We start from the raw sequence: 12,799 nt of genomic DNA on the forward strand, positions 1-12,799 counted from the left end.
ATGACCACTTCCTATTCCACAGACACCGGTTCCAAGGCCGGTCAGTCGGCTCCGCCGTCGCGTTCGGTAGAGCCGCCGGAAGCGGCCGCTCCCAGGGGAGGGGGCGGCCGCGCCCGGGCCGGCGTGACCCGAAAGTCCCGCAGCAACCGTGGCCTGGGTGCCCTGCGGCACCGCGTGGAGCTCGGCATTGTGCTCATCGCAACCGCGGTCCTGTATCTCTGGAACCTCGGCGCTTCCGGCTGGGCCAATGCGTTCTATTCCGCGGCGGCCCAGGCCGGTTCGCAGAGTTGGACCGCGTGGTTCTTCGGATCCTCCGACGCCGCCAACTCCATCACGGTGGACAAGCCGCCGGCGTCGCTCTGGATCATGGACCTCTCGGTACGGATCTTCGGGCTGAACTCCTGGAGCATCCTGGTTCCCGAGGCGCTCATGGGCGTTGCCACTGCATGGCTGCTGTATCTGGCAGTCCGGCGAGCCGCGGTCCCCGCCAGCGGCGATCCACGGCTCGCCCACCGGGCCGGGCTGTTGGCCGCCGTCGTCATGGCCATCACCCCAGTAGCCACCCTCATTTTCCGGTTCAACAACCCGGATGCCCTGCTGGTGCTGCTCATGACGGCCGCCGGTTACGCCACGCTGCGGTCCATCCAGGACAACAAACTGCGCTGGCTCCTGTTTGCCGGGGTGTTCCTGGGTTTCGGCTTCCTGACCAAGCAACTCCAGGTCCTGCTGGTGGTTCCTGGATTTATCGTGGCGTACGTGGTTGCCGCGCAAGGTGGAGTGGGGCGTCGCCTGCTTCGGCTGCTTGCGGCGGGGGCGGCCATGGTGGTCTCGGCCGGCTGGTGGCTCGCCGTCGTCGAACTCATTCCGGCCAACATGCGGCCCTACATCGGCGGCTCCCAGAACAACTCCATCCTTGAACTGACGCTCGGTTACAACGGCCTGGGCAGGCTCAGCGGCCAGGAGACCGGCAGCGTCGGGGGCGGCAACGGCTGGGGAGTTCCCGGGCTGTTCCGGATGTTCAACAGCGAGTTCGGCGGCCAGATCGCGTGGTTGCTCCCCTCGGTGCTCATCCTCGGAGCGGGACTCCTGTGGCTGGGCCGCCGCGCCCCGCGCACGGATTCCGTCCGGGCTTCCGTGATCGTGTGGGGTTCGTGGGTGCTTGTCACCGGTCTCGTGTTCAGCTTCATGGCTGGCATCATCCACCCCTACTATGCGGTGGCGCTGGCCCCGGGCATAGCCGGGCTCGCGGGTCTGGGCGGGGTGCTTTTGTGGCAGCATCGCGCACAGCTCGTCGCCGCGGTCATGCTCGCCATGGCAGTGGCCGCAGCAGGATTCACGGCCTTCGACCTCCTGGGCAGCACCACCGCCTATGGTCCGTTGCTGCGCTGGGCGGTGCTGTTGGGGGCACTGGCAGCCGCGGCCGGGGTGCTACTCTCGGGACGTTTCCCGTCCCGCATCCTTCAGCGCACGACGGCGGTGCTCGCCCTAGCGGCCTCCCTCGCCGGCCCCTTGGCGTACTCCATCTCAACCGCCTCCGTGACGCACAGCGGCGCAATCCCCAGTGCCGGTCCAACGACTACATTTGGTGGCTTCGGCGGCTTTGGAGGCCGGGGCGGCTTCGGGCAAGGGGCCCAGAACACTCCTCCGCAAGCCCTCCAACAGCCGGGCGCCCAGGGCGGCGGCTTCGGCGGGAACCGGCAAGGCGGCGGCATGGGCGGCCTGCTTGGCGCCACCACGCCGTCGTCGGAAATGGTTGCCGCGCTGAAATCCGGCGCCTCGAACTACACGTGGGCGGCCGCCGTCGTAGGCTCCAACAACGCCGCCGGCTACCAACTGGCCACCGAACTGCCCGTGATGGCTGTGGGTGGCTTCAACGGCACGGACCCGTCCCCGACGCTCGAACAGTTCCAGCAGCTCGTGGCACAAGGCAAGATCCATTACTTCATCGCCGGGGGGACCATGCAGGCGAACAGCGGATCGGACGCTCCTGCGCAGATCGAGCAATGGGTGGCTGCGAACTTCCAGTCACAGACCATCGGCGGGACCACGGTGTACGCACTGGCCGGCTGAGGGGGCTGACCGAAGCACCCGGACGGGCTGTGGCAATGATCGCGGAGTAATCCGCAATCTGCCACAGCCCGTCTGTTGCCGTCTCCCTGCTCGGCTTTGTTGACGTAGAAGTCCTTGGCGCGGCGGCTGAGGAGGCCCGAGGAAAAGTTTCAAAAAGACTCTTGTTTTGCAAACGTTTGCAGAGAAAAGTGGACGCCACTGCAGATCCCATTTCCAAGCTTTCGTCGCATCAAGGAGCATGTATGTATTTCGCCGACTGGCTCGTTTTAGGGGCCTACTTCGTGGTCATGATAGGGATCGGCTGGTGGGCCAAGAGCCGAGTGAAAAACGCCGCGGACTTCTTCACAGCCGGTGGGAAGATGCCGTGGTGGCTGGCGGGGATTTCCCACCACATGTCCGGCTATTCGGCTGCTGTCTTCGTGGCCTACGCCGCCATCGCCTACACCACCGGTTTCGCACTGTACGTGTGGTGGGCGCTTACGATCACCATCGCCTGCCTTGTTGGCGCTGTCTTCTTCGCCCCGCGCTGGCCGCGACTGAGGCAGCGTTTGGGAATCATCTCCCCGCTCGAATACCTGGCTACCCGTTACAACCTACCCGCGCAGCAAGTACTGGCTTGGTCCGGTGCCGCATTGAAAGTCTTCGATGTTGCGGCCAAGTGGGCGGCCAGCGCGATCCTCCTGAACGTGTTCGCCGGGGTTCCGATTGCAGTTGGCATCCTGATCGTCGGCGGGGTCACGCTCATCTATTCGACCATTGGCGGCTTGTGGGCGGATGCCTTGACGGATATGGGCCAGTTCATCATCCAGTCCGTAGCGGGCGTTGCGATGCTCATCTTCGCGGTGGCCAAGCTTGGGGGCGTTTCCTCGATCGCGGGAATCTGGTCCCGGCTGCCGGCCTCCCACTCGCAGCCATTCGCCGGGGACTACACCATCGGATTCTTCCTCGCCTATTGCCTGATCAGCACGATTTCCTACAACGGCGGAACCTGGAATCTGGCTCAACGCTTCATTGCGGCCCCATCCGGCTCAGCGGCCCGCAAATCGGTCCTGCTTTCGGGCGGACTATATCTCGTGTGGCCACTGGTGCTTTTCTTCCCCATGTGGGCCGCGCCGCTGATCCTGCCCAATCTGACGCACCCGGATCAGGCTTATGCGCTTCTGACCCAGCAGCTGCTGCCGGCCGGCCTCGTCGGCTTGGTCGTCGCCGGAATGTTCTCACACACCATGGCCATGACCTCTTCGGACGCCAACGCGATTTCCGCCGTCGTCATCCGGGACATCATCCCTGCGTTGCGCGGTTCCCGGCAGCCGCTGACTTCGCGTGCGGAACTACTGGGTGGCCGGATTTCCACGTTCCTGTTCATCGGATTGTCCATGGTCATTGCCCTGAGCGCGGATTCATTCGGCGGCGTCCTGGGCCTGATAATCCTCTGGTTCGGGGCCTTGGTAGGGCCGATCGCCGTTCCCATGCTGCTCGGGATGTTGCGACCATTCCGGCGCTGCGGGCCCTCTGCGGCATTGTTCTCCTGGGCCACCGGTTTGATCGTTTTCGCACTCGCAAAGTACGCTTTGGCCGCTCCGATCGCGAGCCTGGGCACGGCCAGTGCACAGACGATCAACGTGGCCGCCCCCGTGCTTGCGTCCGCAATCGTCTATTGCGTCTTCGGCTGGCTGCGCCCTTGGCACAACGAAGCATCGGACGCCCTTGTCGAGTCCCTTGACCGTGACCTCGAGCCGGCTACATCGCTTCCAGTTGAAAGCACCGTGGCATGAGCGCAACCGCTTCCGAAATACGGGATCAGCTCCTCAAGGGCATCCTCCCTTGGTGGCTCGAGAACGGAGTCGACAGGAAAGACGGCGGGGTTTTCACGTGCTTTTCCAACTCGGGGCGATTGCTTTCGAACGAAAAATATACGTGGTCCCAAGGCCGCTGGGCTTGGCTCTGCTCAAGGATTGCGCTGGACAGCGAGGCCGGAATCATCGGGGAAGATCCCCAGCTGTGGGCAACCCTGTCGATTGAAACCGCCAGGTTCATCCAGGCACACGCCATCCTGGACGGCAGCGTGACGGCATACCGCACATCGGCTGAGGGGCAGGCCCTGCCCTCCGGGCCGCAAGGGGAGATCGCAGTCAGCGTACTCTCTGACCTCTTTGCGGTCCTGGGCCTGGCGGGTGCAGCCCGGCTTCCCCAAGCCGCACACCGGGAACGTGAAGAGTGGCTGCAATCAGCCCATGCGCTTCTGGCACATGCCGAAGAAATGATCGAGGCCCGGAGCGCTCCGTCCGAGCCGTACCCCGTCCGGGCAGGATTCAAGGACGCGGCCGGGCTGATGCTGCTACTGAATGTGGGCGCCCAGTTGCACTTGGCCAGCGGCTCGGCTGAAAGCGCGGAAACAGCCGGCGCAGCACTTTCCCAGCTCCTCGGAGACGGAAACTCTGAAAGCATGTGGAAGGCCGACACCTGGTGGGAATACCGGCCGGACAGCAGCGATGACCTGGACACGCTCCTGGCCCGCCACCGCACCCCCGGCCACCTGCTGGAGATGCTGTGGATGGTCATGGAGGCCGTCGACATGATGCCTGAACTTGCGCCCCGGATTCCGGATTGGCTACCGGACCTTGCCGTGCGCGCTCTGGAGACCGGCTGGGATGACCAGCACGGCGGCGTCGTCCGATACGTCGACAGCACTGGAGATGAACCGCGGGGCAGGCTCTTCGGCAACGACCCCTACGAAACTTTGGTGACCCAAACATGGGACACCAAACTGTGGTGGGTCCAGGTGGAGGCACTCTACGCAACCAGGCTGCTCGCCGAGCGTTTCGGGCGTCCGGACCTCCTGGACTGGCATGAGCGGATCTGGTCCTACACCCTCAACACCTTTCCGGACCCCTCCGGCCAGGAGTGGCTGCAAATACGCGACCGCGAAGGGAAGCCGCTCGACAAGGTGGTGGCGCTGCCAGTCAAAGACCCCTTCCATATAGCCCGATCACTCCTCCTGACCACTGAACTAGAAACCCGAAGGACACACACGTGACAGCACTGACCATTTACACCCCCGCCGTTTCCACACACCCTGACCGGGCCGCGCTGGGGAAACACGCAGGCGCGCATGCAGCGGAAACGCTGCGCAAGGCGCTCCGGAACCAGCGGGAAGTCCGGCTGATGCTCGCAGCAGCTCCCAGCCAGGAGGCAACGCTTCAGGCGCTCGTCCAGGAGCCCGGCATCGACTGGAGCCGCATAACGTGTTTCCACATGGACGACTACCTCGCGCTCGAGGCCGACGCACCCCAAGGATTCGGAAACTGGCTGCAACGCACGTTCTTCAGCCACGTTCCGCCGACCACCTTTCACCGCATCGATCCGGGGAACCCCGCCGAAGAGGAAGCGCAGCGCTATGGCACGCTGATGGGCCAAGATCCGTTTGACCTCGTCCTGCTCGGCTTGGGCGTCAACGGCCATCTTGCCTTCAACGATCCCCCGGCCGACCTCGCCGACCCGCTGCCCGCCCGCGTCATCAACCTGGACCAGGTAAGCCGCCAGCAACAGGTGGACGAAGGGCACTTCGCAAGTTTCGACGACGTTCCGCAGCGCGCCATCACGGTCTCCATCCCGCGGTTGTTGCACGCGTCCGAAATCATCGCTTCCGTTCCCGGCCATGCCAAAAGGATGGCCGTCCACAACGCCCTGAGCCAGCCGGTCAGCGGAGACCACCCCGGTACGGCGTTGCGCACCCACCCCAACGTCACCATCTACCTCGACGCCGAATCCGATCCGCGATGAACTCAAATGAGCAGCTGTCGCAGGACTACCTCGGAAAAATCACCGAACTCCTCGGGCGGATCCGCCTGGAAGAAGCCGAAAACATCAGCGTCGCCGCGGACATTCTCGCGGCCCAGGTAGCCAAGGACGAACTGGTCCACATCTACGGCCCCGGCGGTCATTCGAACCTGGCAAGCCAGGAAGTGTTCTTCCGGGCAGGCGGGCTTATGCACGTTTCAGCCATTTTGGACGAAGGCACCCTGCTCTCCAGCGGCGCCCTCCGCTCAATGGCCATGGAGCGGACTCCGGGTTACGGCCGGATCGTCATCGAGGACGCCGGCCTCGGACCAGGGGACGTCCTCATCCTGGTCAACGCCTACGGCATCAATAGCGCGCTTATCGACGCGGCCCTGACGGCACGCGAACTGTCCGTCAAGACCATCGGCGTTTCCTCGCGGGAGCACGCAGAGGAAACAGCCCGTGACCACCCCGCACGGCATCCACAGAAGCTGAACCTGCACGACGTCGTCGACCACCACATCGACACGAAGGTTCCGGTCGGAGACGCCGTCATGAAGGTCCCCGGGGCAAAGGAAAAAACGGCCGCCGTGTCCACGTTCGCCAACGCCTTCACCCTGAACTTGCTCATGATGTCCGCCATCAGCAAGCTGAACGAAATCGGCGTTGAGCCGCCATTGTGGCGATCGGGAAATGCTCCCGGCGGGGACGAAGCCAACCAGCAATTCATTTCACGTTTCAAAGGACGGGTACACAAGCTGTGACACAGCCCAAAACGATTGTGGGCAAAGACCCCCACCGAGGGATCAATCTGGAAATCGCCTACGACACGACCATCCTGTCTGTGCGGGAGATCGACCCTGACCAAGGGCTGCCCGTCATCGCACCGGGATTTATCGATGGCCAGGTCAACGGTTACGGCGGATTCGACGTCAACGCCGCTGACGTCAGCCCGCAAACCATCATCAACATGAGCGCCGAGCTGGCGAAGCTGGGCGTCACGACGTGGGTGCCGACCATTGTGACAGCGTCGGAGGAGGCCATCACCGGCGCGCTCGAGCAGATCAACCGGGCCCGCGAAATTGATCCAAGCACCAGGGCAGCTATCCCCTGCGTCCACATCGAGGGCCCCTTCATCTCGGACCAGGATGGTCCCCGGGGCGTCCACGATGCAGGATTCGTTCGCCCCTTGGACGTCCAGGAGGTCCGGCGCTGGCTTCGCGCAAGCGGAATGGTCGGTATCGTCACCGTCTCCCCGCACACGCCCGATGCGCCTGCCCAGATCGCGCAAATCCGCGAACTCGGCGTCGAAGTGGCCATCGGACACACGCACGCGAGTCCTGGACAAATCGCGGCTGCCGTCACCGCGGGAGCCCGCCTGGCGACCCATCTGGGCAACGGCATAGCGACCATGCTGCCCAGACACCCTAATGCCCTGTGGACTCAACTGGCGGACGATCGCCTCACGGCGGGACTCATAGCGGACGGCCACCACTTGCCCAGCGATACGCTGAAAGTGATGATCAGGGCAAAGACCCCCGAACGCGCTTATCTGGTGTCGGACAGCACTGCACTGGCCGGTAGCGAGCCTGGCCGCCACAGTACTTCCGTGGGCGGCCTGGTGGATCTTGCCCCTGACGGAAGGCTCTCCCACGTGGGCACGGATCTGCTCGCAGGGGCCGCCGCTACCCTGCCGGACGGTTTCCGCAACGTGATCCACGACGTCGGCCTGGATCTACCGGAAGCCCTCAAAATGGTGACGTCCACTCCCGCTCGGGTGATCCCCGGCACCCGGCCGGGGCTCGGCCACCTTCGAGTCGGTTCCCCGGCAGATTTTGTCCTGATCACCGGGGAAGGACCCGAAGCGGGGACCATTACCGAGGTTGTCCAGCACGGCCGGAAAGTATCGGGCGGACCGGAATGAATACCACCGAAGCCGAGCAGGCCACCATGCGGGTGGGCGCCGCCGTCGTCGAGATCTCACCGCCCGCAGGTACGCCAATGGCCGGATTCGCAGCAAGGACGGAACCGAGCACCGGCGTCCACGACCCCCTGAGCGTCCGGGCGTTGGCTGTCGATGACACGTGCTGGATCACCGTGGATGTGTGCGGCCTCCACGAAGACACGTGCACCCGCATCGCACGCGGCTTGCCCTTTATGCCGGAGGGTGTCGCGATCACCGCGACACATACCCACGCAGGTCCGTGCGTCATGCCGGGCCGGCTCGGAGGCCATGACCCGGGTCTCCTGGAGGAGATCGTCGTGGCTTGCCACGAGGCCGCCGAGACCGCGTTGGCCTCCCAGCAGCCTGCCACCCTGCAATACGGCGAATCGCGCGGAGTGGACATTGCAAGGAACCGGCGCCATCCCGAACGTGCCGTGGATCCGCCGGTCCAAATCGCCACATTCAGCGATGCGCGCGGACAAGTGCTTGCCTGGGTTGTTCTCTATCCCTGCCACCCGGTGGTCCTGGGTCCGGAGAACCGGCTCATCAGCGGCGACTACCCGGCGTTTACCAGAAGCGTCGTGGAGGAACGTTCCCCCGGTTCAGTGGCCCTTTTCCTGCCCGGGACCCCCGGTGACATCAACTCGGGCCATCCCGCCGACGCGTCGTACTCGCTTTCCGGCTCCGCCGGCAGGACGATGGAGCAAGCGCGCAAGATCGGAGAACATGTGGCGGCATCCGCGTTGGGGACCCAGCTCCTCCCGGTCTTCGATTCGGGTTCCGATTCGGGTTTCGCTTCGGGGATGGCTTCCGCCGCCCGGAGGACCATTAACGTCGCAATGAATTCGCGTGATGCGTTTTCCCCTGCGGAGTTGAGCCGGCAGTGGGAGGCGGAAGCGGTTTCGGCAGATCCGGGCCGGCGATCCCTCCTCAACGGGTGGAAGCAATGGGCCGTGGACCGCAGTCCCGACGAGAAAATGTCCTGGCGCGCACCAGTGAGCGTCTTCAACTGGCAGGGCCTGACCCTCGTAGGATTACCCGGAGAACCATTCCTGGCCGCAACCGAAGCCATCGCCTCCGAGCTCGAAGGGCCCGTATTCGTCACGGGCTACACCAACGGGTGCCCCGGATACTTCCCGAGCGCGGACGAATATGACTTCGGAGGATACGAAGTGGAGGACGCGCACCGCTATTACGGTATGCCTGCCCCCTTCGCGCCTGGCAGCGCCGAAGCCCTTGTCCTTGCCGCATTAGAGCTCGCCGGTGAGCTCCAATGACGGGCCGTCCAACCATCACGCAATTGGCGGCCGAACTCGGCATCGCCCCCTCAACCGTGTCCAGGGCCTTTACCCGGCCAAACCTCCTCAAACCGGAGACGGTGGCACTGGTTCAAAAGGCTGCCGAAGCCGCCGGCTACGTGCCGAACCATCACGCGCGCGCCCTCTCGACAGGACGCGCCGGCGCTATCGGACTCATCGTGCCGGACATCGCCAACCCGTTCTTCCCTCCGCTGGTCCGCGCGGCTCAAAACTACGCGAGCGACCTCGGGCTATCCGTGTTCTTGGCGGACACGGATGAAGATCCCAATCGGGAAGACCGTCTCATCTCACGGATGGCTCCCCAGGTCGAAGGGTTGATCGTCGTATCTTCCCGGCTCGCTTCGTCCCGCATCCGGCAAATCGCCGATTCCCAACGCGTGGCGTTCATCAACCGCGATGTTCCCGAGACCTACCGGGTGCTGCTGGACACCACTGCAGCCATCCGCTCCGCGCTGACGCACTTGGCCGAGCTCGGCCACCGTCGCATAGCCTACGTCGGCGGGCCACCACAATCATGGGCAAACAAGCAGCGTCACTCGGCGGTGGACAACTTCACGAAGGCCCACGCCCTCGAGGTCATGCATTTCAGTGCGGATCCGGGCACCTACGAAGCCGCGAAGGCGCTCGGCGATTCTGTGGCAGCGTCCGGAGTCACGGCTGTCATCGCTTTTGACGACGTCATCGCTCACGGCCTGATGGGCGGATTCGCTGCCGCGGGCGTGGAGGTACCGAAGGACGTGAGTGTCATCGGATGCGACGACACCCTCGCGACCACAACGTTTCCTGCCCTTTCGACGATTGCGGTCAATGTCGGTGCAGCAGCCCGGCGCGCCGTCGCCGCCCTCTCCGAGAACCCAGGCTCAACCAGCCTGACGGGCGCGAGGGTCATCTTCGAGGGAACCCTCGTCCTCAGGGGAACAACAGGTCCGGTCAGGTCCGCATCCAGCCCTCTGACGCTAGAACCGGAGCTCGATTACCCGACGACCGGAAGCGTCCAGGTTCGCCGTGGCAGTGATAGCTGAGTAGTCCGCGATCTGCCACAGCCCATCTGCCGCCTCGCCTCCGGCGTCGCCCACCACCACGGTCCGCATGCCCGCCGCACGGGCGGAAGCGATGCCCGCGGGGGCATCTTCGAAGACGACGACGTCGGCTGGCTCGGCACCCAGCAGCGCGGCGGCCTTGAGGTAGCCTTCCGGGTCCGGTTTGCCGCGCGTTACGGCCTCCGAAGTGACAGTGGTCGCCGGCATCTCGAGTCCGGCCGCCTTCATACGTACTCCGGCGAGGATCCGATCGGCCGAGGTGACCATGGCGACGGCGTCGGCAGGCAAGGACCGCAACAGTTCCGAGGCTCCGGGCAACGCCACGATCCCGTCCGTCCGGGTCCGTTCCATCTCGCCGAGTTCCTCCGCAAGCGCGTCGATGTCGGCTCCAGCCGGGGCGAAACGGCGCACCGTGTCCTTGGCTTGGACCCCGTGTGAAGTCCGCAGGATCTCGCCGATGTCCAGTCCATACCGGCCCGCGAATTCGCTCCAGACTTCCTCCACGATCGCGGTGGAGTCCACCAAGGTGCCGTCCATATCGAAGAGGACAGCCCGGACGGTCAGGGTTTTCACGGCTTCAGCAGGCAGGTTCATGCATCCATCCTGCCTGCGTATCCGTTCCGCGGCCCAACTCTTACGGTGTGAGTCCTAGCCGTTGGGCCTGTGCGGGATGTACTGGACGGCCCATTTATTGCCGTCCGGATCGGCGAAGTACACGAAGTGGCCCCAATCCTGGATGTCGATGTCGCTGACTTCCACGCCGTTGGCCTTGAGCTGATCGTGCGCTTCCTGAATATTGCCGACCACCATTTGCAGGCTGGGGGCGGTGCCTGGAGGGGCGTCGTTCAGGCCCTCGCCGATGCAGATGGAGCAGGCCGAGCCAGGCGGAGTCAATTGGACGAAGCGGATGCCGTCCATGGGCCGCTCGTCGTAGTCCGCGTTGAAGCCCACTTTGTTGACGTAGAAATCCTTGGCGCGGTCCACATCGGACACAGGGACAAACACAAGTTCAAGTTTCCAGTCCATGGGCCAAAGGCTATCGGCGGAGCCGGAAAACCGGTAGGGGCGGAGCACAACGCGGGGTCACTTACAGCCCATGTTGCTGCTCGAATTGGGCCGTAAGTGACCCGGCGTTGACGAGTTCGACGGCGGCGCCTCCCCAGGTGCCCACGCCGACTTCTGTTTCAGCTTGCGCGCGGGCTCGGGCTCGGGACGGAAGGAGCCACGCCACCAGCGTGGCAAGGACCAGCACGGCCGCACCAACGTAGACGGCGGGAATGGCCGCTTCCACGTAGCCCGTGGGAGTGAGTTTGCCGCCGGCTCCCGTGAAGACTGCCGTCAGGACGGCCACGCCCAGTGCTACACCGATCTCCCGGAGAGTCGAGTTGGTGCCGCTCGCCTTCGCGTGGTCCTCGGCGCGCATGTTGGCGAGCACCGACGTCGACATCGGGGCGAAAACCAGGCCCATACCGATTCCAGCCGCCACAAATCCTGGGACCAGAGTCTCGTACGGGACGGTCGCGGAAAGGACTCCGGCCAGCCAGAACATGCCCGCTGTCAGCAGCACGAGGCCCGCGATCATCAGGGTCCTGGTGCCAAGCCGCGGTGCCAACAGGCCGGCGAGCGGTGCCACGAACATGGGCGCCAGGGTCCAGGGCATGGTCATCACGCCGGCTGCGAGGGGTCCGTGGCCCTGCACCACCTGCAGGAACTGGATGAGGATGAAGACGGAGCCGAAGATCCCGAAGCTGAAGGTCAGGCCGATCAGGTTAGCCACAGTGAAGCTACGGTCGCGGAAGAGCCGGAGTGGAAGGAGCGGCGCGGCAACGCGGGATTCCCACAAAACGAAAGCAAGCAGCAGGACCCCGCCAGCGATCAAGGCGCCGAGCACCTCGGCACTGGACCAGCCGGCGTCGTTCCCTCGGACAATGCCGAAAACGAGCGCCAAGAGGCCAAGTCCGGAGAGAAGAAGGCCTACGACGTCGGCTCGGACGCGGGCGCCGAAGCTGTTCGGAAGCGCGAAGAGCGCCAGCGGAATCGACAGGATGCCAATCGGCACGTTGAGCCAGAAGATCGCTTCCCAGCTCCAGCCTTCCACGACCGCGCCGCCGATCAACGGCCCAAGGGCGACACCCAGGCCGGAAACTCCGCCCCAGATGCCGATGGCGAGCGGGCGCAGCTTGTCGCTGACCGAGCCCACCAGCAGGGTGAGCGATAGCGGCATGAGCGCCGCGGAGCCCACGCCTTGGACTGCGCGCGCGGCGATGAGCTGCGCCGGGTCCGTGCTAAGGGCGGCTGCGGCGGAAGACAGGGTGAAGACGGCAAGGCCGGCGATGAACACGTGTCGGCGGCCGAAGCGGTCCCCCAGGCCGACGGCCAGCAACATGAATGCCGCGAAGCTCAGGGAGTAGGCGTTGACGATCCACTGCAGTTCCTCAACGCTCGCGCCGAGGGCCTTGTGCATCACGGGCAGTGCGTTGGTGACCACAAGGTTGTCCAGCGTGGCCATGAAGACGGGAAGGGAGGCCGCCACAATGGCCAGCCAAACGGGAATGGTGCGTTTCATGATGACTCCACGAGGTCGCTGAAGGTGCCACTTTTCGGCTTGTTGTAATCGAATGATTACTTAAAAGGCAAAGTTAGTT

Annotated in this window: 11 protein-coding genes; 8 read left to right on the forward strand and 3 right to left on the reverse strand. The window is 64.5% G+C overall.

Features of this window, described 5'->3' with window-relative positions; all coding sequences use genetic code 11:
* The 8 genes from QRN52_RS14250 (at position 1) to QRN52_RS14285 (ending at position 10,136) form a co-directional block, all read left to right on the forward strand.
* Positions 1–2,070 carry an ArnT family glycosyltransferase gene (locus QRN52_RS14250; protein ID WP_284753486.1) on the forward strand — a complete coding sequence of 690 codons (2,070 nt, stop codon included), beginning with the start codon at positions 1–3 and terminating at the stop codon, positions 2,068–2,070.
* Positions 2,071–2,312: 242 nt separating this feature from the next.
* Complete coding sequence (locus QRN52_RS14255; protein WP_284753487.1) at positions 2,313–3,845, forward strand: sodium:solute symporter family protein; 1,533 nt, start codon at positions 2,313–2,315, stop codon at positions 3,843–3,845.
* Positions 3,842–5,107, forward strand: a complete 1,266-nt coding sequence (locus tag QRN52_RS14260; RefSeq protein ID WP_284753488.1) for an AGE family epimerase/isomerase — start codon at positions 3,842–3,844, stop codon at positions 5,105–5,107. The genes QRN52_RS14255 and QRN52_RS14260 overlap by 4 nt, the downstream gene beginning before the upstream one ends.
* Positions 5,104–5,853: a 6-phosphogluconolactonase gene (locus tag QRN52_RS14265; RefSeq protein WP_284753489.1), complete on the forward strand. Its 750-nt coding sequence runs from the start codon at positions 5,104–5,106 to the stop codon at positions 5,851–5,853. Before QRN52_RS14260 ends, QRN52_RS14265 begins: the two co-directional genes overlap by 4 nt.
* On the forward strand, positions 5,850–6,614 hold the full coding sequence (locus QRN52_RS14270; RefSeq protein WP_284753490.1) for a sugar isomerase domain-containing protein: 765 nt from the start codon (positions 5,850–5,852) through the stop codon (positions 6,612–6,614). The genes QRN52_RS14265 and QRN52_RS14270 overlap by 4 nt, the downstream gene beginning before the upstream one ends.
* Positions 6,611–7,774, forward strand: coding sequence for an N-acetylglucosamine-6-phosphate deacetylase (locus QRN52_RS14275; protein ID WP_284753492.1), 1,164 nt, complete (start codon positions 6,611–6,613; stop codon positions 7,772–7,774). Before QRN52_RS14270 ends, QRN52_RS14275 begins: the two co-directional genes overlap by 4 nt.
* Positions 7,771–9,072: a neutral/alkaline non-lysosomal ceramidase N-terminal domain-containing protein gene (locus QRN52_RS14280; RefSeq protein WP_284753494.1), complete on the forward strand. Its 1,302-nt coding sequence runs from the start codon at positions 7,771–7,773 to the stop codon at positions 9,070–9,072. Before QRN52_RS14275 ends, QRN52_RS14280 begins: the two co-directional genes overlap by 4 nt.
* Positions 9,069–10,136: a LacI family DNA-binding transcriptional regulator gene (locus tag QRN52_RS14285; protein WP_284753496.1), complete on the forward strand. Its 1,068-nt coding sequence runs from the start codon at positions 9,069–9,071 to the stop codon at positions 10,134–10,136. Before QRN52_RS14280 ends, QRN52_RS14285 begins: the two co-directional genes overlap by 4 nt.
* Here the strand turns inward: QRN52_RS14285 and QRN52_RS14290 are convergent.
* The 3 genes from QRN52_RS14290 to QRN52_RS14300 form a co-directional block, all read right to left on the reverse strand.
* On the reverse strand, positions 10,071–10,748 hold the full coding sequence (locus tag QRN52_RS14290; RefSeq protein WP_284753498.1) for an HAD-IA family hydrolase: 678 nt from the start codon (positions 10,746–10,748) through the stop codon (positions 10,071–10,073). The genes QRN52_RS14285 and QRN52_RS14290 overlap by 66 nt on opposite strands.
* A 54-nt stretch (positions 10,749–10,802) precedes the next feature.
* A complete protein-coding gene (locus QRN52_RS14295; protein WP_284753500.1) occupies positions 10,803–11,180 on the reverse strand; it encodes a VOC family protein in 378 nt (125 codons plus the stop codon).
* 61 nt (positions 11,181–11,241) lie between these two features.
* The gene (locus QRN52_RS14300; protein ID WP_284753501.1) at positions 11,242–12,720 is read right to left on the reverse strand and encodes an MFS transporter; all 1,479 of its coding nucleotides are present in this window, start codon (positions 12,718–12,720) and stop codon (positions 11,242–11,244) included.
* Between the last annotated feature and the right edge of the window lie 79 nt (positions 12,721–12,799).

Source organism: Arthrobacter sp. efr-133-R2A-120 (assembly GCF_030209835.1).
In the GTDB taxonomy this organism is placed as follows: Bacteria; Actinomycetota; Actinomycetes; order Actinomycetales; family Micrococcaceae; genus Arthrobacter.